Annotated in this window: 17 protein-coding genes; 14 read left to right on the forward strand and 3 right to left on the reverse strand. The window is 71.1% G+C overall.

Translation table 11 applies throughout. The annotated features are described in order from the left end of the window. Positions 1 to 4: 4 nt before the first annotated feature. A complete protein-coding gene (locus P5G50_RS08325; RefSeq protein WP_301211012.1) occupies positions 5 to 1,435 on the reverse strand; it encodes a DUF7847 domain-containing protein in 1,431 nt (476 codons plus the stop codon). Between the two features lie 253 nt (positions 1,436 to 1,688). On the opposite strand from P5G50_RS08325, the gene mtrA reads away from it, so the two are divergent. From mtrA to secA, 6 genes are all read left to right on the forward strand, one after another. Continuing rightward, complete coding sequence (gene mtrA / locus P5G50_RS08330) at positions 1,689 to 2,372, forward strand: MtrAB system response regulator MtrA (protein ID WP_301211011.1); 684 nt, start codon at positions 1,689 to 1,691, stop codon at positions 2,370 to 2,372. A 13-nt stretch (positions 2,373 to 2,385) separates the two neighbouring features. Continuing rightward, a complete protein-coding gene (mtrB, locus tag P5G50_RS08335) occupies positions 2,386 to 4,011 on the forward strand; it encodes an MtrAB system histidine kinase MtrB (protein ID WP_301211009.1) in 1,626 nt (541 codons plus the stop codon). Continuing rightward, positions 4,008 to 5,720: an LpqB family beta-propeller domain-containing protein gene (locus P5G50_RS08340; RefSeq protein WP_301211007.1), complete on the forward strand. Its 1,713-nt coding sequence runs from the start codon at positions 4,008 to 4,010 to the stop codon at positions 5,718 to 5,720. Before mtrB ends, P5G50_RS08340 begins: the two co-directional genes overlap by 4 nt. Before the next feature lie 90 nt (positions 5,721 to 5,810). Beyond that, entirely contained in the window at positions 5,811 to 6,566 is a 756-nt protein-coding gene (locus P5G50_RS08345; protein WP_301211006.1) for a ComF family protein, read from the forward strand. A 98-nt stretch (positions 6,567 to 6,664) separates the two neighbouring features. Next, complete coding sequence (hpf, locus tag P5G50_RS08350) at positions 6,665 to 7,375, forward strand: ribosome hibernation-promoting factor, HPF/YfiA family (protein ID WP_301211005.1); 711 nt, start codon at positions 6,665 to 6,667, stop codon at positions 7,373 to 7,375. A gap of 223 nt (positions 7,376 to 7,598) precedes the next feature. Further along, positions 7,599 to 10,424 (forward strand): preprotein translocase subunit SecA, encoded by a 2,826-nt coding sequence (gene secA / locus P5G50_RS08355; protein WP_301211003.1) that lies wholly within the window; start codon positions 7,599 to 7,601, stop codon positions 10,422 to 10,424. 102 nt (positions 10,425 to 10,526) lie between these two features. On the opposite strand, the gene P5G50_RS08360 is transcribed toward secA, so the two are convergent. Further along, complete coding sequence (locus P5G50_RS08360) at positions 10,527 to 11,294, reverse strand: Rv3235 family protein (RefSeq protein WP_301211001.1); 768 nt, start codon at positions 11,292 to 11,294, stop codon at positions 10,527 to 10,529. Between the two features lie 159 nt (positions 11,295 to 11,453). On the opposite strand from P5G50_RS08360, the gene P5G50_RS08365 reads away from it, so the two are divergent. Beyond that, positions 11,454 to 12,947: a sensor histidine kinase gene (locus P5G50_RS08365; RefSeq protein WP_301210999.1), complete on the forward strand. Its 1,494-nt coding sequence runs from the start codon at positions 11,454 to 11,456 to the stop codon at positions 12,945 to 12,947. A gap of 117 nt (positions 12,948 to 13,064) precedes the next feature. On the opposite strand, the gene P5G50_RS08370 is transcribed toward P5G50_RS08365, so the two are convergent. Continuing rightward, a complete protein-coding gene (locus P5G50_RS08370) occupies positions 13,065 to 13,313 on the reverse strand; it encodes a WhiB family transcriptional regulator (RefSeq protein WP_018190103.1) in 249 nt (82 codons plus the stop codon). A 225-nt stretch (positions 13,314 to 13,538) separates the two neighbouring features. Between P5G50_RS08370 and P5G50_RS08375 the strand changes: the two genes are divergently transcribed. From P5G50_RS08375 to P5G50_RS08405, 7 genes are all read left to right on the forward strand, one after another. Beyond that, positions 13,539 to 13,961: a hypothetical protein gene (locus P5G50_RS08375; RefSeq protein WP_301210998.1), complete on the forward strand. Its 423-nt coding sequence runs from the start codon at positions 13,539 to 13,541 to the stop codon at positions 13,959 to 13,961. A 33-nt stretch (positions 13,962 to 13,994) separates the two neighbouring features. Then, the gene (locus tag P5G50_RS08380; RefSeq protein ID WP_301210996.1) at positions 13,995 to 14,762 is read left to right on the forward strand and encodes a DUF1684 domain-containing protein; all 768 of its coding nucleotides are present in this window, start codon (positions 13,995 to 13,997) and stop codon (positions 14,760 to 14,762) included. Positions 14,763 to 14,815: 53 nt separating this feature from the next. Continuing rightward, on the forward strand, positions 14,816 to 16,315 hold the full coding sequence (locus P5G50_RS08385) for an ABC transporter substrate-binding protein (protein WP_301210995.1): 1,500 nt from the start codon (positions 14,816 to 14,818) through the stop codon (positions 16,313 to 16,315). 76 nt (positions 16,316 to 16,391) lie between these two features. Beyond that, the gene (locus P5G50_RS08390; protein ID WP_301210993.1) at positions 16,392 to 17,354 is read left to right on the forward strand and encodes an ABC transporter permease; all 963 of its coding nucleotides are present in this window, start codon (positions 16,392 to 16,394) and stop codon (positions 17,352 to 17,354) included. Next, on the forward strand, positions 17,351 to 18,235 hold the full coding sequence (locus P5G50_RS08395; RefSeq protein ID WP_301210991.1) for an ABC transporter permease: 885 nt from the start codon (positions 17,351 to 17,353) through the stop codon (positions 18,233 to 18,235). Before P5G50_RS08390 ends, P5G50_RS08395 begins: the two co-directional genes overlap by 4 nt. Further along, the gene (locus P5G50_RS08400; protein ID WP_301210989.1) at positions 18,232 to 19,020 is read left to right on the forward strand and encodes an ATP-binding cassette domain-containing protein; all 789 of its coding nucleotides are present in this window, start codon (positions 18,232 to 18,234) and stop codon (positions 19,018 to 19,020) included. The genes P5G50_RS08395 and P5G50_RS08400 overlap by 4 nt, the downstream gene beginning before the upstream one ends. After that, complete coding sequence (locus P5G50_RS08405; protein WP_301210987.1) at positions 19,017 to 19,784, forward strand: ABC transporter ATP-binding protein; 768 nt, start codon at positions 19,017 to 19,019, stop codon at positions 19,782 to 19,784. Before P5G50_RS08400 ends, P5G50_RS08405 begins: the two co-directional genes overlap by 4 nt. The last annotated feature ends 18 nt before the right edge of the window (positions 19,785 to 19,802 follow it).

A 19,802-nucleotide genomic window follows, 5' to 3' on the forward strand; every position in this document is an offset into this window, starting at 1 on the left:
GCGCTCAGCTGCCCGGCCAGCCGGCGGGGGCGGAGGCGGGTGCGGCTCCCGGCGCGGGCTGCAGATACGGGTCCGGCAGCTCCTGCCCGGTCTGGCGCGCCTCCACGAACCGGACGAGCTGCAGGTCGAGCCCCTCTTTGCGCATCCGGAGGTCGATGTAGAGCAGGGAGACGGCCGCCGTCTGGATCACGCTGCCGATCGCGCCCACGATCGCGCCGACGACGCTCGAGAGCACGTTGACGCCGAGCTGGCTGACGAACAGCTGCGTGAACGAGGACTGATCGGGGGAGCTCAGCGAGGTCGGCGCGAAGATGCCGCCGAGCATCGTTCCGAGCAGCGCGAACGGCGTCGCGATCACCTGTGTCACCGCGTAGACGATGACGAACACGAGCGCGATCAGGCCGAACGTCTTCCAGAAGTACCCGGTCGTGAGCCGCCACGACCGGGCGATGGCGGCGCCGAAGGGGAGGCGTTCCAGCACGAGCGCGCTCGGGACCATCGCGAGCTTGGTGTTGATCCAGACCGCCAGGGCGATCAGCCCGAGGCCTCCGACGAAGCCGACGAGCACGGCTCCGATCACTCCGGCCGTGCCGCCCAGCGCGGCGAGGGCGACGATGATCGCCACCACCAGGCCGACCACGACCAGCCAGGCGAGTGCGAGCAGGAACGTGTAGCCGATCAGAGCCCACAGCCTCTCGCGGATCAGCCGCCAGACGGCGCCGAAGGTGAGCTTCTCGCCGAGCGTGCCGCGGGCGACCTCGCCGACGATGACGCCCTGCAGGATCGCGCCGGAGACCGTGGAGATGACGATGGAGAGCAGGCCGAGCAGGATGGCGCCGCCGACGGCTCCGGCCATGAGGGTGTCGCGGTCGCCCGCCTCGGCGTTGATCGCCCGATCGACGAGGAAGAACATCGCACCGGCCAGGAGCACGGACACCACGATCGTGGGGATGCTCTGGATGAGCAGAGCGCTGCCGACGGTGAGCTTCGGGTTGCGCCGGAGGGCCGCGAACGGCGCACCCAGCAGCGTGCCGAACGACATCGGGCGCAGCGGGACGAGGCCGGACTTGGGCGGTGGCGCCCAGCCGGGCTGCTGGCCGCCCTGGGGTGCGCCCTGCTGCCAAGCCGGCTGCTGCCACGCGGGCTGCTGCCAGCCGGGCTGCTGGCCGTAGGGGGCCTGCTGCGTGTACGGCTGCTGGCCGTACGGCTGCTGCCCGTACGGCTGCTGTCCATAGGGGGGAGGCGGAGGCTGCTGCCCGTGACCGGGCTGCCCATACCCCGGCTGCCCATACCCGGGCTGCGCGCCCTGCGGCGGCTGGTACCCCGGCGCGTACTCGCCATAGCGCGGCTGCGGCGGCTGCGGCACCTGCTGCTGCCCGGCCTCCTGCCCGGCCGTGTGCCGTCCCGCCGTCGACCGGTCGTCCTGATCGCTCACGCCGCGCCCTTTCATCCCCGCCCGTCGTGTCCTGCCCCCAGCCTGGCACATCCGGGCTCGTCGCACTGTCCCATCCACAGGGGCCGCGGCCCTCCACAGCGCCGAGGTATCGAGACCCACAGCACGCACGCGGCGCCCGCACAGCCGCCGCCCGGCCCGTCTTCGGTGCGGTCGCAGGCGTCTCGACTACGCTGGACCCGTTGCTTCTGCGGCCGACGGCCGCCCGAGAGAGGTTCGGGAGAACTTCAGGGACATGACTAGCCGCATCCTGGTGGTCGACGACGACACCGCACTCGCCGAGATGATCGGCATCGTGCTGCGCACCGAGGGCTTCGACCCGGTGTTCTGCGAGGACGGCGCGCAGGCGGTCGACATCTTCCGCACGGCCAAGCCGGACCTCGTCCTGCTCGACCTCATGCTCCCCGGCCTCGACGGCATCGAGGTGTGCAGCCGCATCCGTGCCGAGTCCGGCACCCCGATCATCATGCTGACCGCGAAGTCCGACACGGCCGACGTCGTGAAGGGTCTCGAGTCCGGCGCCGACGACTACATGGTGAAGCCGTTCAACCCGAAGGAGCTGGTGGCGCGCATCCGCACCCGGCTGCGCCCCGCTCCGGCCCAGCCTCCCGCGGAGCAGCTCCGCGTCGGCGACCTCGTCGTCGACGTGGCCGCGCACGAGGTCCGCCGCGGCGAGACCCGCATCGCGCTCACGCCGCTGGAGTTCGACCTCCTGCTCGCGCTCGCCTCCAAGCCGCAGCAGGTGTTCACCCGCGAGATGCTGCTGGAGCAGGTATGGGGCTACCACTACAAGGCCGACACCCGGCTCGTCAACGTGCACGTCCAGCGCCTGCGCGCCAAGGTCGAGCAGGACCCGGACAACCCGAAGATCGTCATGACCGTGCGCGGGGTCGGCTACCGCGCCGGCGCGGCGACCTGACGGAGGGCCTCCCATGCGCTTCCGCTGGCCCGACCGGGAGTGGTGGCGGCAGGCGCCGTCCCGGATGGCGCGCCTGTGGCGGCGCTCGCTGCAGCTGCGGACGATCACGATCACGCTCGCGCTGACCGGTGTCGCGATCCTGGTGACCGGCGTCTACATGGCGCTCAGCATCAGCAACGACCTGTACCAGTCGCGGCTGGATGAGGCGCTGCGCGACTCGAGCCGGGCGACGACCTCGGCCCAGTCGACGCTGAACGCCTCGGACGTGTCGTCGGCGGACAGCGGCAAGAACCTCCTGAACACCGCGCTGCAGTCGGTGCAGGCGTCGACCTCCAGCCGCCTCGTCGCCGCGTACCGCGTGCCGGGGCAGGACACCACGATCCTCGCGCCGCCGGACCGCGGCAGCCCCGCGCTCAACCCGGTCATCTCGGACGCCCTGCGCGAGCAGGTGCAGAACGGCGGGAACAAGCAGTTCTATCAGTCTGTCGCGCTGCCGGCCGGGGGTGACGCCACCGATCCCGGCATCGTGGTCGGGACCCAGCTGATCCTGCCGTCGTACGGCCGCTACGAGCTCTACGTCGGCTACAACCTGCGCGACTCCGAGAACACGTTGCTCTTCGTGCAGAGCACACTGCTGCTGGCGGGGCTCGCACTGATCCTCCTGATCGGCGCCATCACCTGGGTGATCGTGCGGTTCGTTGTGGAGCCGATCCGGGTGGCCGCGCAGACCAGCGAGCGGCTGGCCGCCGGCGACCTCGCGGTGCGCATCCCGGAGAAGGGGGAGGATGTGTTCGCCTCGCTCGCCCGCTCGTTCAACGGGATGGCCGACAGCCTCCAGAGCCAGATCAACCAGCTCGCGACCCTGTCGCAACTCCAGCAGCGATTCGTCTCGGACGTCTCGCACGAGCTGCGGACGCCGCTCACCACGATCCGGCTCGCCGGCGACGTCATCTACGACCAGCGGTCGTCGTTCCCGCCCGCCACCGAGCGCACCGCCGAGCTGCTGCACACGCAGATCGAGCGCTTCGACCGCCTCCTCTCCGACCTGCTCGAGATCAGCAGGTACGACGCCGGCTCTGTGGTCCTCGACCCCGAACCGACCAACCTCGTGCGGCTCGCCGAGGACGTCATCGACGAGCTGCGCCCCGTCGCCGAGCAGAACGGCTGCGAGCTGCGCCTCGACGCCCCCGGCGGCTACTTCGACGTCGGGATGGACCCCCGCCGCATCCGCCGCATCGTGCGCAACCTCGTCGGCAACGCGATCGAGCACGGCGAGGGCGCGCCCGTCGTCGTCACGGTCGACAGCAACGAGACGGCCGTGGCGCTCGCCGTGCGCGACTACGGCATCGGGATGAGCGCACAGGACGTCAACCACGTCTTCGACCGGTTCTGGCGCGCCGACCCGTCGCGCAAGCGCACCCTCGGCGGCACCGGGCTGGGGCTCGCCATCTCGCTCGAGGACGCGACCCTCCACTCGGGCTGGCTGCAGGTCTGGTCGGCGCCGGGCCAGGGCTCGTGCTTCCGGCTGACGCTGCCGCGCGTCACCGGGCGCGAGATCACCTCGTCGCCGCTGCCGCTGCCCCCGGCCGATGCGGGGGATCCGGCTCCGCACTCCAGCGAGACGGAGGCGCGCGCATGACACGCAGAACCGCCCAGGGCCGGTCCCGCGGCCGGGTCGCGCTCGCCGCGCTGACCTCCGTGCTGCTGCTGGCGCTCGCCGCGTGCGCGAGCATCCCCGACTCCGGGCCCGTGCGGCAGGGCGGTCCTGTCGCCGAGGTGAACGACCAGCTCGATCTCGACTTCAACCCGTCTCCGCCGGAGAAGGGGGCGACGCCGCAGCGCATCGTGCAGGGCTTCATCGATGCCGCCTCCAGCCCGAAGAACAACTTCGCGATCGCCCGCGAGTACCTGACAACGCCGACCGCTGCCTCCTGGAACCCGGACGAGTCGGTCACCGTCGACGACGGCCGCAACCGCACCTTCGACCACACCGGCAACCAGTGGAGCGTGGACGTCACCCCGGTCGCCAACGTCGACGCGGTCGGCGCCTACCACCCGGTCAGCAGCACGAGCCCGGTCGGGCTGCGCTACGAGCTGGCCAAGGAGGACGGGGAGTGGCGCATCGCGGTCGCCCCGGACGGCGTCGTGATCGACGACCCGACCTTCCGAGCGGTGTACGCGCAGCAGACCCTGTACTTCTACAGCCCCGACTTCACCTACCTGGTGCCCGACGCGCGCTGGTTCCCCGCGAGGGTGGCGACCGCGGCCACGCGGGTGGCGAGCGCGGTCCTGGCCGGCCCGGTGAAGTGGCTGACGGGAGCGGTGACCTCCGCCTTCCCCAAGGGCACCGAGCTCGCCGTGCCCTCGGTCACCACGACCGGCGGCGTCGCGCGCGTCGATCTGAGCGCGGAGGCGGCGCAGGCCGACAGCCTCCAGCTCCAGCGGATGCAGCTGCAGCTCGAACGCAGCCTCGGCACCCTCGCGCCCAGCGTGCAGCTCTCCATCGAGGGCAATCAGGAGCAGATCTCGCCGCCGAGCGGCAACGACGTGCCGATCCAGAGCCCCTCGGTCGACTCGCACGCGATCGTGTACCGCGGCGACGAGTTCGGCCTGGTGAGCGGCTCGGGCGTCTCACCGCTCTCGGGGCTGAGCGACAAGGTGGTGGCGCTGCAGCCGACGGCGGTCGCGCTGACCCCGTCGCGGGATCAGGCCGCCGTGCTCTCCCGCGGCGCGGCGTATCTGGTGCGACGCAGCGGCGACCCGGTGCGGGTGGATGCCAGGGCGGGCCTCGTCGCGCCGGCCATCGACACCGAGGGTTTCGTGTGGACGGTGCCGTCCACGACGCCCGGCGCGCTGCAGGTGGCGGGGGCGAACGGCGAGCCGCACGCGGTCAAGACGGACTGGGGAGGCGCGACCGGCATTCAGGCGGTCGCCGTCTCGCGCGACGGCACGCGGCTGGTCGCGCTGCTGACGACGCCGTCGGGGCCGAGCCTCGTCGCGGCGGGGATCGTCCGCGGCTCCGGCGGCCTGCCGACCCAGCTGACCGAGCCGGTGGAGCTGGCGGTCGGAGCCGGCACGCCGCGGTCCGTCGCGTGGACGGGGGAGCTGACGGTCGCCGTGCTGAGCACGACCAGCGGCGATGCGACCAGCATCCTCGAGCAGACCATCGGCGGCGCTCAGACGGCGACGACGGGCCCGGGAGGTGGACGCACCATCGTCGGCGCCGGCGGGCTCTCGCGGTACCTCGTCCTCACGGCGGAGGGGTCGCTCCAGGCCCCGACGGGCACGGGATGGCAGCAGCAGGCGGACAAGGTCGGAGCGGTGGCGGTGCAGCTCGGGCAGCCGTGAGGCTTGTCCACAGCCCGGGTGCGTGAGCGCGTTCTCCACAGATTCCGCCGGGTCCGCCCGTGCCCGGACGCGCCGGACGAGGCTGATGCCATGACGACGACCACTGCATCCCACCCGTCCTTCCGCTCGCTGGCGCGTGAGTCCGCGCTCGACGCCGCCGCGATCCTGCTGCCGATCCGCTGCGCCGGGTGCGGCGCGCCCGATCGGCGGGTGTGCCCCTCCTGCACGAGGGCGCTCGCACCGCGCCCGGAACGCGCGAGCGTCGCCGGGCTGCCCGTCTGGGCGGGGCTCGACTACGACGGCGTCGCCAGGAGGGTGCTGCTGGCGTACAAGGACGGCGGCCGCGCCGACCTCGCCGCGGCGCTCGCGTCGCCGTTGAGGGCCGCCGTGGCGGCTGCGCAGCGCGAATACGGCGAACCGTCGCGGGAGTCCGCGCTGCTTCCCGTGCTGATCCCGTCGACAAGGGCCGCACGTCGAAGGCGGGGGTTCCATCCGACCGGGTCGGTGCTCGCCAGGGCGCACATCCTGGTGCCGCCGCTCTGGGGTGCCCTCCGGCTGACGCGGCAGACCGCGGACCAGGCGAGGCTCGGAGCAGCGGGGCGTGCCGCGAACCGCACGGGCAGTCTGGCCGCCTCCGCACGGCTCCGCGGGCGCTCCTGCCTGATCGTCGACGACATCGTCACCTCGGGGTCGACGGTGGCGGAGGCTGCCCGGGCGATCCAGGCCGTCGGAGGCCGTATTGCGGGTGTCGCGGCCATCGCGCGGACGCCACGCCGGGGCACAGCGATGGCAGGGGCGACGCCCGGCGAGCTCGGGGCGAATCCCGTGGTTCCTGCGGTTCCCTAACCGTGTGGTGGGCACTACGGTAGTCGAAAAGCAGGCGCGGGCGACCCGCCCCACGATGAATCCCGGGCGGGCCCTCGAGCCGGATCAGGGAGGTCTCCATGGACATCAACATCATCGGACGCAACCTGGGAATCACTGATCGCTTCCGCGAATACGCGACCGAGAAATCGGACAAGGTCGCGCATCTGGCAGAGCGGGCCCTCACCTTCGAGATCAAGGTCAGCCGCCACAACGAGAAGCTCGGTACCCAGAACGGCGACGACCGCGTGGAGCTCACCCTCGTCGGACCTCGGGCCACAGTGCGGTCGGAGGCGACGGGGACCGACAAGTACGCGGCGTTCGACATCGCGCTCGGGAAGCTGCTCGAACGGGTCCGTCGCGCCAAGGATCGGCGCAAGGTCCATCGCGGGCAGCACCGTCCGACCTCGCTCCGCGAGGCCAGCACGGACGGCTTCAGCGCTGTCGGCCTGGAGGCCGCCCCCGTGGCGGTGCTCGATCAGGTGCGCACCGGTAGCGTCCCGGTGGTGACGGGGGAGTCCTCGGGTGCCGAGGGCGACGCGGAGACCGAGGAGGAGTACTGCCCGGTGGTGATCCGCCGCAAGGTGTTCGCCTCCACCCCGATGACGGTCGACGACGCCCTCTATTACATGGAGCTGGTCGGTCACGACTTCTACCTGTTCGTCGACTCCGAGAACCAGCGCCCGAGCGTCGTCTACCGGCGCAAGGGCTGGGACTACGGCGTGATCGCGCTCGACGACGACGCCGAGGAGCTGCAGGAGGAGGTCACCGAGAACCGCAAGCTCGGCTGACCGGCTGCGCGCACCGCGCGCCGATGGCGTCCGCCCGGGCGGCGGCCGCCATCGGCCTCGCGGCGGCCGCCCGCCGCGCGCCCAGCGCCCTCCCAGGTACAGCGGGCCGAACGGACAAGCGCATCCCGTACGATGTGTCATGCGTCGGCGGCGCCTGCCGTCCGGCGTGCGCCCGCCCGGGCGCGGGCAGCAAACGCCCGCCGATCACAAGTGGAGTGCATCAGTGGCCTCAATTCTCGAAAAGGTTCTGCGCGTCGGCGAGGGTCGCACCCTCCGTCGGCTCGAGGCGTATGCCAAGGCGGTCAACGCGCTGGAAGACGACTTCGCCGCGCTGACCGACGACGAGCTCATGCACGAGACCGTCGAGCTGCGCGAGCGCTACAGCAACGGCGAGTCGCTCGACGACCTCCTGCCGGAGGCGTTCGCCGCGGTGCGCGAGGCGTCCAAGCGGACCCTCGGCATGCGGCACTTCGACGTGCAGATCATGGGCGGCGCGGCCCTCCACCTCGGCAACATCGCCGAGATGAAGACCGGTGAGGGCAAGACCCTCGTCGCGACCACGGCCGCCTACCTCAACGCCATCACCAGCCGCGGCGTGCACATCGTCACGGTCAACGACTATCTGGCCAGCTACCAGTCGGAGCTGATGGGCCGCGTGTTCCGCGCCCTCGGCATGACCACCGGCGTCATCCTGGCCGGCCAGACGCCGGAGGAGCGGCGCGAGCAGTACGCCGCCGACATCACCTACGGCACGAACAACGAGTTCGGCTTCGACTACCTCCGCGACAACATGGCGTGGCAGGCGAGCGACATGGTCCAACGCGGCCACTACTTCGCCATCGTCGACGAGGTCGACTCGATCCTCATCGACGAGGCGCGGACGCCGCTCATCATCTCCGGCCCGTCCTCCGGCGAGGCGAACCGCTGGTTCACCGAGTTCGCGTCGCTCGCCAAGCGGCTGACGCCCGAGGTCGACTTCGAGGTCGACGAGAAGAAGCGCACCGTCGGCGTGCTCGAGCCGGGCATCGAGAAGGTCGAGGACTACCTCGGCATCGACAACCTCTACGAGTCGGCCAACACCCCGCTGATCTCGTTCCTCAACAACGCGATCAAGGCGAACGCCCTGTTCAAGCGCGACAAGGACTACGTCGTCATGAACGGCGAGGTGCTGATCGTCGACGAGCACACGGGCCGCATCCTGGTCGGCCGCCGGTACAACGAGGGCATCCACCAGGCCATCGAGGCCAAGGAGGGCGTGGAGGTCAAGGCCGAGAACCAGACCCTCGCCACGGTCACCCTGCAGAACTACTTCCGCCTCTACAAGAAGCTGTCCGGCATGACCGGTACCGCCGAGACCGAGGCCGCCGAGTTCATGAGCACGTACAAGCTCGGCGTCGTCCCGATCCCGACGAACAAGCCGATGCAGCGCAAGGACCAGCCCGACCTCGTCTACAAGAACGAGGAGGCGAAGTTCGCGCAGGTCGTCGAAGACATCGCCGAGCGCCACGAGAAGGGCCAGCCCGTCCTCGTCGGCACCACGAGCGTCGAGAAGAGCGAGTACCTCTCCCGACTGCTGGCGAAGAAGGGCGTCCGCCACGAGGTCCTGAACGCCAAGAACCACGCGCGCGAGGCGGCGATCGTCGCCCAGGCGGGCCGGCTCGGCGCGGTCACGGTCGCGACCAACATGGCCGGTCGTGGTACCGACATCATGCTCGGCGGCAACGCCGAGTTCATCGCCGTCGCCGAGATGAACGCGCGCGGGCTCTCCCCGGTCGAGACGCCGGAGGAGTACGAGGCGCAGTGGGACGAGGTGTTCGACGCGGTCAAGGCCGAGGTCGCGACGGAGGCCGAGAAGGTCATCGAGGCCGGCGGCCTCTACGTCCTGGGCACCGAGCGTCACGAGTCGCGCCGTATCGACAACCAGCTCCGAGGCCGCTCCGGCCGTCAGGGCGACCCGGGCGAGAGCCGCTTCTACCTGTCGCTCACCGACGACCTGATGCGCCTGTTCAACGCCGGCGCCGCCGAGAGCCTCATGGGCCGCACCAGCGTGCCGGACGACATGGCCATCGAGTCGAAGGTCGTCAGCCGCGCGATCCGCAGCGCCCAGTCGCAGGTGGAGGCGCGCAACGCCGAGATCCGCAAGAACGTCCTCAAGTACGACGACGTCCTCAACCGGCAGCGCGAGGCGATCTACAGCGACCGCCGTCACATCCTCGAGGGCGACGACCTGCACGAGCGCGTGCAGACCTTCCTCACCAACGTCATCGACGACATCCTCGACCAGCACACCGGCGAAGGCAGCGGAGACGACTGGGACTTCGACGCGCTGTGGGCCGAGCTCAAGACGCTCTACCCGGTCGGTGTCACGATCGACGAGGTCATCGCCGAGGCCGGCAACAAGGGCCGCATCAACCGCGACTTCATGCGCCGAGAGATCCTCTCCGACGCGAAGCTGGCCTATCAGCGCCGTGAGGAGTCGCTGGGTGCGCCCGCGATGCGCGAGCTGGAGCGCCGCGTGGTGCTGTCGGTCATCGACCGCCGCTGGCGCGACCACCTCTACGAGATGGACTACCTCAAGGACGGCATCGGCCTGCGCGCCATGGCGCAGCGCGACCCGCTGGTCGAGTACCAGCGCGAGGGCTACGCGATGTTCCAGCAGATGATGGGCGCGATCCGCGAGGAGACCGTCGGCTTCCTGTTCAACCTGGAGGTCGAGGTCAACCAGGCGCCCGGCGAGGTCGAGTCCCCGGCGGTCGCCGCCAAGGGCCTGTCCCGCGGAGAGTCGGCGGAGGCCCGCCTCAGCTACTCGGCGCCCGGCGAGGGCGGCGGCGTGGAGGTGCGCAACCAGCGCGGCCAGATCGAGCAGGCCGCCACCGCCCGTGCTCAGCGCGCCCAGCGCCAGGCCGCCCAGGCCCCGGCCGAGCCGCCCGCGCAGGCGGCCACGCAGCGCGGCGCCTTCGGCCAGCGCGTCCCCGCCGCAGGCACGGAGGCGGAGGCCGAGGCCCCCGCCAACCGCGCCGAGCGCCGCGCCCAGGCCAAGAAGCGCTGACCGGGAGAAGTGCTGACCGGGAGAAGCGCTGACCCACCCCTCAGACAGAACGGCCCGCCGGCACCCCGGCGGGCCGTTCCGCTTGTCACGGGCGTGCCCCGCTCACAGCATCGACAGCGCCGTCGCGCGCCAGCGCGAGCGGTGGCGCTCCAACCGGATCGTCATCGCGCGGGAGCGAGGGGTCTGGTGGACCATGACCACCGCCTCCACGACGCCCTCCCGCGGCTCGAAGAGGTGCGGTGCGCCGATCCGCACCCGCGGACGCATCGGCTCCTCGGCGGCGACGGCGCGAGCCCGGGCGGCGATCACGGTGCGGCGGAGGAGGTGCACGTAGACCGCGTCGGTGACCCAGTACGCGACCTGATCGAGCGGCCGGGCCCCCGCGATGATCTCGACGACGCAGAGCGCGAGGGCGGCGCAGAGCTGCTCGGGGTCGTCCATGCGTCCCGCGCGCTCGACCGGGGCGACCTCGGGAACCGGAGCGATCGCGGTGGGGGAGCCCGGCTCCGTACCGGGCGCCTCCGCTTGCGTGTGAGGCTCTGCGGCTTGCGTGAGTGCGCTGCCCGCCATGTCTTCGACGGCTCGGAGCATCGGGCGTGCGTCCGAGTCCCAGGAGCGGCGGCTGGAGGGGTGCGCGGCGATCGCGCGGTCCCGGTCCGACGGCTCCCGCAGCGGCTCCACCGCACGGAGGTGCGGCGCGCGATGCGAGCGGCCCGACGACGCTACGACGGCCTTGTCTGCGGCGATCCGCGCCGCGTCGGCCGCGGTCGGCGCCGCCTCCCGGGCGGGCGTCGGCGCGTCCTCGACGACCATCGGCTCCTCAGCGGCGGCGTCGTCGACGAGGGTGTTCTGCAGTGCTGTGGCGGGCATGGTGACTCCTTGGTGCAAACGGTGCTGTGAGTTCGCGTGGTGCCTGGCGGGTCGCGAACGGATGACACTCTTTCAGGGGTAGTGCGCAAGGTCCAGGGCACCAACGCTGCTGTGGAGGGACGGCCGGGGCGTTCCGTGCGGTCCGCATACACTGAGGGGGTGTCGACGCTCAGTGATCTCGTCCATGCCCAGGGTCGGTCCTCCGAGGAGGACGTGGAGTGGCTGCACGGCCTCGTCGGCGACCTGCAGCTGCTCGCCGACCTGGCGTTCGCCGACATCGTGCTCTGGGTCCCGACGACCGATGACGACTTCGTGGCGGTGGCGCACTCCCGCCCGTCCAGCGCGGCGACGCTGTTCTACCGCGACTTCGTCGGCCAGCGGATCAAGCCCGAATGGCGGCAGCAGGTCACCGACGCGTACAGCACCAAGGCGATCATCGACACCTCCGCGCCGGACTGGTACGAGGAGACGCCGACCCGCGTGCGCGCGATCCCGGTCATCCGCCGCCTGACGGTCCACTCGCCGCAGACCGCCGACGAGCCGGTGGCGGTGATCACCCGGCACACGAACCTCAGCGAGGCGCGCACGCCGAGCCGCCAGGAGCTCACCTTCAACGCCTGCGCCAACGACCTGTTCGACATGATCGCGACCGGCGACTTCCCGGACCTGGGCGCGCCCGCCGCCCCGCGCCGCGGCCAGCCGCGTGCGGCCGACGGCCTCATCCGGCTCGACGTCGACGGCATCACCACCTTCGCGAGCCCGAACGCGCTCAGCGCCTTCAACCGCATGGGCTTCACCGGTGAGCTGGAGGGGGAGTCCCTCGCCACCGTCACCACGGGCCTCCTCACCGGCTCCATCACCACCGACGAGTCGCTGCCGCTCGTCGTGACCGGCCGCGCGCCCTGGCGGACCGACATCGAGGCGCGCGGGGTGACCGTCTCGCTGCGCGCCATCCCGATCCGCAACCGCGGCGAGCGGGTGGGCGCGATCGTGCTCTGCCGCGACGTCTCCGAGCAGCGGCACCAGGAGCGCGAGCTGATCACGAAGGACGCGACGATCCGCGAGATCCACCACCGCGTCAAGAACAACCTGCAGACCGTCGCGTCGCTGCTGCGCATCCAGGCGCGCCGCACGCACTCCGAGGAGGCCAGGGAGGCGCTGAGCCAGGCGATGCGCCGCGTCGCGGCGATCGCGGTCGTGCACGACACGCTGTCGACCGGCCTCGCGCAGATCGTGGACTTCGACGACGTGTTCGACCGGGTGCTGCTGCTCGTGGCGGAGGTCGCGGCGAGCCACACGACGACGGTGCACCCGAAGAAGTCGGGCACCTTCGGCAAGCTGCCGAGCGAGTACGCCACCCCGCTGGCGCTGGCCCTGACCGAACTCGTGACGAACGCGGTGGAGCACGGTCTCGCCGGGCGCGAGGGCCAGGTGGAGATCGTGGCCGACCGCTCCGAGGACTCGCTCACCGTGAAGGTCGTCGACAACGGCTCCGGCCTGCCGGAGGGCAAGGTCGGCTCCGGGCTCGGCACGCAGATCGTGCGCACGCTGATCCAGGGCGAGCTCGGGGGAGCGATCGACTGGCACACGATGATGGGGCAGGGGACCGAGGTCACCATCGAGGTGCCGCTGCGCTACCTCACGAAGGCGTAGCGGGCGGCCGAAGAAACAGCCGAGGGGCGCTCCATCCTGCTAGGTGTTCGGAGCGCCGCCTCGGCGGGGAGTGCTGTCCGGCGGTTTCGGGTCGCCGGGTGGATCAGCCGGCCTCGGTCAGGAGGCGCGGCGGGCGCGGGCGGCGCGGCGCTTGAGGGCGCGGCGCTCGTCCTCGGAGAGACCTCCCCAGACGCCCGAGTCCTGACCGGTCTCGAGGGCGTACTGCAGGCAGATCTCGGTGACGGTGCAGCGGGCGCAGACCGCCTTCGCCTTGTCGATCTGGTCGACGGCGGGGCCGGTGTTCCCCACGGGGAAGAACAGCTCGGGGTCCGCGGTCAGGCAGGCGGCTTTGTCGCGCCAATCCATGAAGATGTGCTCCTTGTTTCGCTGGGTGTCTCCCGGCCCGATGGGCCTAGAATTCAGATAAGCAGCCGGGTTGCAGGGTTCTTCAGATCCGATGAACTAAGACCTGCCCACAACCCTGTGAGCATCAACTCGACCTCGAACATGCTCCCATAGCAGTTGATCCGGATCAATAGTTTTGTATGGGATAACGCTGTGAACACCCGCCCGAAACGTCAGGATGCTATAGTGCCGGACCCCCGCAGCGCCCCTTCACCGCGGCCAGCCACCCTGCTCGTCCTCGCCGCGATCCTGTTCCTGGAGGCCGCGCTCGTCGTCGGGCTGGCCGTCTGGCTGCTCATCGACCTCCTCACGCTCACGCCCCAGTCGTACACGACGGCCGTCGCGATCCTCGTGCTCGTGCTGCTCGCCGCGGTGTGGGTGATCGCGACCGCGGTCGGCATCCTGCGCAGGCGCTCGTGGGCGCGCGCGTCGGCCGTGACCATCCAGGTGCTGCAGATCGCGGTCGCCGTCGGCTGCTTCCAGGGCCTCTACGCGCGGCCCGACCTCGGCTGGGCGCTGCTCGTGCCGGCACTGGTGGCGGGTGTGCTGGCGCTCACGCCGCGCGTCGTGCAGGCGACCGCGCGCAACACGGAGCAACACGAATCGTGAACGGGTGGGAACAAGTCGCAGACTCGGATGGTTATGCCCGACATCGTGACTGATCTCTCCGCATCCCCCGCCACCGCCTCCCACACCCTCCGCTCCACCGTCGCCGACGCGCGCGACGGCTACGAGGAGTGGCGCGCATGGAGGCTGCGCAGCGTCGCGGAGCCCACCGGCAACCTGGCGCTGATCGAGACCCGCTGGCTGGAGCCGGGCGACGAGACCACGCCGGAGCAGGCGCTGGCCGGGCAGCCGGAGACCGTGACCGCCACCGAGCTCAGCCGCCGCGACCTCGACACGGGCGAGCCGCAGCGCGGCATCCGCCTCTGGGATGCCGCATCGCCCGCCATCCAGGCGTACGAGACGATCGAGGCGTTCCCGTTCGACCCCGCGTGGGTGATCGAGGCGACCTTCACGCCGGTCGAGGGCGACCGCACCATCCCGTTCGAGCACATCCGCGACAACGGCCTCACCCGCGACCTCGTGGTCCCCGGTGACATCACCTTCACGCGCGACGGCGTCGACTACACGCTGAGCGCCTTCGACGACGACGGCACGCTGCTGCTCGTCTTCGGCGACCCGACGAACGGCGCGGAGGGCGAGGACGGCACGTACGCCTCCGGCCGCTTCCTGTTCGTCCGTCGCGACGGCGACCGCGCGGTGCTCGACTTCAACCGGGCGTTCGTGCCTCCGTGCGGCTTCTCGGACCAGTACAACTGTCCGCTGCCGCCCCGGAACAACCGCTTCGGCGTGCCCGTCAGGGCCGGAGAGAAGCGCGTCGTGCTCCGCGGCGGCGCCGCCCACTGACCGCCGGCCCCCGGCACATCCTCCGCTCCACTCACAGCACACAGGAGAACTCCGTGAGAAAGACCCCCTTCATCGCGACGCTCGCGATCGGCCTCGCCTCGGCCCTGGCCCTCGCCGGCTGCGCGGGCGGCTCGTCGTCCAGCGCCTCCGGCAGCGACGCGACCATCGCCGTCGGCTCGCAGAACGAGCCCGTCAACCTCGACAACACGGCCGGCAGCGGCAGCGGCGTCACCGAGGCGTTCAACGGCAACGTCTACGAGGGCCTGTTCAAGCTCACCGACGACGGCAAGGTCGAGCCCCTGCTGGCCACGAAGTACACGACCAGCCCCGACGGCCTGACGTACACCTTCACCCTCCGCGAGGGCGTGAAGTTCCACTCCGGCGCCGAGTTCACCTCCGCCGACGTCAAGCGCAGCATCGAGCGCGTCACCGCCGAGAACTCGCAGTCGGCCCGCAAGTCGCAGCTGGCGGTCATCTCGGGCATCGACACCCCGGACGCCCACACCGCCGTCATCCACCTCTCCGAGCGCTCCATCTCGCTGCCGTACAACCTCAGCTACGTGTGGATGACCGGCACCGGCGTGAAGAACCTCAAGACCGCCGAGGACGGCACGGGCCCCTACAAGCTCGGCACCTGGAAGCGCGGCAGCTCGCTGAACATCGTCCGCTGGGACGGCTATTGGGGAGAGAAGGCGAAGAACAAGGAGGTCGTGTTCGACTACTTCACCGACGCCTCCGCCCTCTCCAACGCGCTGGTGACCAACCAGGTCGACATCGTCACGAACATCCAGAGCCCCGACACGCTGGACCAGCTGAAGGACAACAAGGACTACACGATCAACGACGGCAAGTCGACGGTCAAGGAGCTCCTCGCCTTCAACGACCGCGTCGCCCCCTTCGACAAGCCCGAGGTCCGCAAGGCCGTCTACTCGGCCATCGACACCAAGAAGCTGCTCTCGTCCATCTGGGGCGACTACGGCACGCTCATCGGCTCGATGGTCCCGCCGAGCGACCCCTGGTACGAGGACCTCACCAAGGTGAACCCGTACGACGTGAACCTCGCCAAGAAGGAGCTGGCCGCGGCCGGCCTGCCCGACGGCTTCACGTTCACGCTCGACACCCCGACCTACGACCCGCACCCCGCGGTGGCGGAGTTCGTGAAGAGCGAGCTGGCGAAGGTCGGCATCACGGTCAACATCAACTCCATCTCGGCGGACGAGTGGTACTCGAAGGTCTTCAAGGACCACGACTTCGAGGCGACCCTGCAGGAGCACGTCAACGACCGCGACGTGGTCTGGTACGGCAACCCGGACTTCTACTGGGGCTACAACAACCCGCAGGTCACCCAGTGGGTGAAGGAGGCCGAGCAGTCCTCGACCACGGACGAGCAGACCGCGAAGCTCAAGCAGGTCAACGAGCAGATCGCGAAGGACGCCGCGAGCGTCTGGCTCTACCTCACGCCGCAGATCGTGGTGGCGTCGAGCGACCTCAGCGGGTACACCGTGAACGGTCTGAACTCGACGTTCTACACCTACGACATCGTCAAGAAGTAACACCGCTCCACGAGTTGTCCACAGATGCTCGGAGGGCCGCGAGGGCGGCTCTCCGAGCATCTACGCTGAGAGGATCATGGCTTCCTACCTCCTGCGCCGCACCGGCTTCCTGCTGGTGTCGCTGCTGCTCGCCATGGTCGTCCTGTTCTTCCTGCTGCGCGTACTTCCTGGCGACCCGGCCAACGCGCTGCTCTCGGTCAACGCGACGCCGGAGCAGGTGGAGGCCGCACGCGCCCAGGTGGGCAGCGACAGGCCCCTGCTCGAGCAGTTCGCGACCTGGTTCGGCAGCCTGCTGTCGCTGAACCTGGGGGAGTCGTTCGTCAGCTCCCTCCCGGTCGGGCCCGAGATCGCGTCCCGGCTCGCGGTCACCGTGCCGCTCACGCTCCTGTCGTTCCTGCTCGCGCTCGTGCTCGCCCTCCCGATCGGCTTCGTCGCCGGCTGGAAGAGCGACCGCTGGTACGGCATCGCGCTGTCCGCCTTCTCGCAGCTCGGCATCGCCGTTCCAGTGTTCTGGGTCGGCATCCTGCTGGTGAGCGTGTTCTCGATCAACCTGCGCTGGTTCCCGGCGGGCGGGTTCCCGCGCGACGACTGGGCCGATCCGGCGGCGGCGCTCGAGGCGCTGGCGCTGCCGATCATCACCATCGCGATCGTCATGAGCGCCTCCATCTCGCGGTACGTGCGCAGCGCGACGCTCGACGTCATCGGGAGCGACTACCTGCGCAACGCGCGCGCCCTCGGTTCCGGCTTCGGCGCGGCCATGTGGAGGCACGGGCTGCGCAACGGCGCCGTCCCCGTCATCTCCATCCTCGGCATCGAGCTCGCGACCACGTTCCTCGGAGCGGTGGTCGTCGAGAGCGTCTACACCCTGCCCGGGCTCGGGAGCATGCTGCTCAACGCGATCGAGCAGCACGACTATCCGAACATCCAGGGCATCCTGTTCGTCTCCACGTTCGCCGTGCTCGTCATCGGCTTCGCCGCCGACATCGTGCAGCGGCTCGTGGACCCGCGCCTGCGGCACAGCATCTCGGGCAACCGATGAGCGCGGTCGTCGAGCAGGCCGCGGCGCAGGGCGCCGCTCCCGACCCCCGAACGGTGGCGCGCCGCCGGCGTCGCCGGTCCGTCACGCTGGGCATCGGGCTGGTGCTGGTCGGACTCGTGGTGCTGGTCGCGCTGGTGTCGTTCTTCTGGCTCCCGTACGCGCCGAGCGACACGGGCGGCGGGAGGCTGGAGCACCCCGGGCCGGAGCACTGGCTGGGCACCGACCGGCTCGGGCGCGACCTCCTCGCGCAGCTGATGGTGGGCGCGCGCATCGCGATCGCCGTCGGGCTCGGCTCTGTCGCGATCGGCGCGCTCGTCGGCGTCGTGCTGGGGCTGCTGGCGGCCTTCGCCACCTCGTGGCTCGACGACACCATCTCGGCGTTCCTCGACATTCTGATCGCCTTCCCGACCCTCCTGCTCGCCATGCTGATCGTGGCCGCCCAGGGGGCGTCGCTCGGGACGGCGATCGTCGCGATCGGCCTGGCGATGTCGTCGGTGATCGCGCGGCTGACGCGCGTGCTGGCGAAGCGCGTGCTGTCGCAGCAGTACGTGACCGCGGCCCGCACGTCGGGCACGTCGTGGCCGGGCGTCATCGGGCGGCACATCCTCCCGAACATCTGGCCGACCCTGCTGGTCAACCTCGCGCTGCAGTTCGGGATCGCCGTGCTGGCTGAGGCGAGCCTGTCGTACCTGGGGCTCGGCGCGCCGCCGCCCAACGCATCGTGGGGGCGGCTCCTGCAGGAGGCCCAGGGAACCGTCGGCACCGCGCCGGTCGGCGCCATCGCACCCGGTGTGGCGATCGTCGTGCTGGTGATCGGGGTCAACATGGTCGCCGACGGCCTGCGCGACGTCGCCGACCCGACGAGGAGGCGATCGCGATGATCCTCGACGTGCGCAACCTGCGGGTGTCCGCCCGCGACGGGTCGCCGCTCGTACACGACGTGTCGTTCTCGCTCGACGCGGGGGAGCGGCTGAGTCTGATCGGCGAGTCCGGCTCCGGCAAGTCGCTGACCTCCTTCGCCGCGCTCGGGCTGCTTCCCGAGGGGCTGACCGCCTCCGGGAGCGTCGAGCTGGCGGGCGTGCAGGTTGTCGGCGCGAAGGAGCGCGACCTGGTGCCGCTGCGCGGGCGCACGGCGTCGATGGTGTTCCAGGAGCCGCTCACCGCGCTCGATTCCCTCATGCGGCTCGGCGCGCAGGTCGCCGGCCCGCTGCGCCGGCACCTCGGGCTGAAGGGGGCCGCGCTGCGGGAGGCCGTGCTCGGCGCGCTGACGGAGGTCCGCCTCCCCGAGCCCGAGCGCATCGCCCGCGCGTACCCGCACGAGATCTCCGGCGGCCAGCGCCAGCGCGTCGCCATCGCGGCCGCGCTGGCGTGCCGCCCGCAGCTGCTGATCGCCGACGAGCCGACCACGGCGCTCGACGTGACCGTGCAGGCCGACATCCTCGCCCTGCTCGACACGCTGGTCGCCGAGCGCGGCATGGCCCTGCTCTTCGTCAGCCACGACCTCGCCGTCGTCTCGCGCATGACCGACAGGGCGCTCGTCATGCGCGGTGGACGCGTCGTGGAGGAGGGGCCGCTGGCGCGCCTGCTGACCGCGCCCTCCGACCCCTACACGGCCGAGCTGGTGCGCAGCGCCCGCGAGCTCGACGCAGCCCTGGAGGCGCGATGACGGCCATCCTCGAACTCCGCGACGCCGGGTTCCAGTACCGGCGTGCTGCGGCGCCCGCGCTGCAGGGCGTGTCGCTCGCCGTCGAGGCGGGCCGCAGCGTCGGCCTCGTGGGGGAGTCGGGCGCGGGCAAGACGACACTCCTGTCGCTCCTGCTCGGGCTGTCGACGCCGACGACGGGCGAGATCCTGTTCGACGGCGCCCCGCTCGACCGGCGCGACCGCGCCCGCATGCGGGAGTTCCGACGCAGCGTGCAGACCGTCTTCCAGGACCCGTACTCGTCCCTCGACCCACGGCAGAGCGTCGGCCGCATCGTGGCGGAGCCGCTGCGGTCGCTGCGCATCGCGTCCGGGGCGGACGCGCGCGATCGCGTGGCGGCGGCGCTGCGCGAGGTCGCCCTTCCGGCCGACGCGGCCGAACGCTATCCGCACGAGTTCTCGGGCGGGCAGCGTCAGCGCATCGCGATCGCCCGCGCGATCGTCTCGCGTCCGCGGGTCCTGCTGGCCGACGAGCCGGTGAGCGCGCTGGACGTGACGACGCGCATCCAGATCATCGAGCTGCTCGGCGAGCTGTCCGAGCGCGAGGGCCTGACGGTCGTCATGGTCTCGCACGACCTCGGCGTCGTGGCGTCGCTCTGCGAGCAGACCGTCGTGCTGCAGGGCGGCCGCGTGGTCGAGCAGGGCCCGACCGCCGAGGTGCTGCGCTCGCCGGCCGACGCCTACACGCGCCGCCTGCTGGCGTCGGTGCCCCGCCTCCCCGCACCCTGATCGGCGCGGTCGGCGGGG

It is taken from the genome of Leifsonia williamsii, from assembly GCF_030433685.1.
In the GTDB taxonomy this organism is placed as follows: Bacteria; Actinomycetota; Actinomycetes; order Actinomycetales; family Microbacteriaceae; genus Leifsonia; species Leifsonia williamsii.

What these genes read in the sequence shown, in the direction of transcription:
- mtrA (WP_301211011.1), top strand. Translation starts at nt 1,689, where the DNA reads ATGACTAGCCGCATCCTGGTGGTCGACGACGACACCGCACTCGCCGAG.
- mtrB (WP_301211009.1), top strand. Translation starts at nt 2,386, where the DNA reads ATGCGCTTCCGCTGGCCCGACCGGGAGTGGTGGCGGCAGGCGCCGTCC.
- P5G50_RS08340 (WP_301211007.1), top strand. Translation starts at nt 4,008, where the DNA reads ATGACACGCAGAACCGCCCAGGGCCGGTCCCGCGGCCGGGTCGCGCTC.
- P5G50_RS08345 (WP_301211006.1), top strand. Translation starts at nt 5,811, where the DNA reads ATGACGACGACCACTGCATCCCACCCGTCCTTCCGCTCGCTGGCGCGT.
- hpf (WP_301211005.1), top strand. Translation starts at nt 6,665, where the DNA reads ATGGACATCAACATCATCGGACGCAACCTGGGAATCACTGATCGCTTC.
- P5G50_RS08360 (WP_301211001.1), bottom strand. Translation starts at nt 11,294, where the DNA reads ATGCCCGCCACAGCACTGCAGAACACCCTCGTCGACGACGCCGCCGCT.
- P5G50_RS08370 (WP_018190103.1), bottom strand. Translation starts at nt 13,313, where the DNA reads ATGGATTGGCGCGACAAAGCCGCCTGCCTGACCGCGGACCCCGAGCTG.
- P5G50_RS08380 (WP_301210996.1), top strand. Translation starts at nt 13,995, where the DNA reads ATGCCCGACATCGTGACTGATCTCTCCGCATCCCCCGCCACCGCCTCC.
- P5G50_RS08390 (WP_301210993.1), top strand. Translation starts at nt 16,392, where the DNA reads ATGGCTTCCTACCTCCTGCGCCGCACCGGCTTCCTGCTGGTGTCGCTG.
- P5G50_RS08395 (WP_301210991.1), top strand. Translation starts at nt 17,351, where the DNA reads ATGAGCGCGGTCGTCGAGCAGGCCGCGGCGCAGGGCGCCGCTCCCGAC.
- P5G50_RS08400 (WP_301210989.1), top strand. Translation starts at nt 18,232, where the DNA reads ATGATCCTCGACGTGCGCAACCTGCGGGTGTCCGCCCGCGACGGGTCG.
- P5G50_RS08405 (WP_301210987.1), top strand. Translation starts at nt 19,017, where the DNA reads ATGACGGCCATCCTCGAACTCCGCGACGCCGGGTTCCAGTACCGGCGT.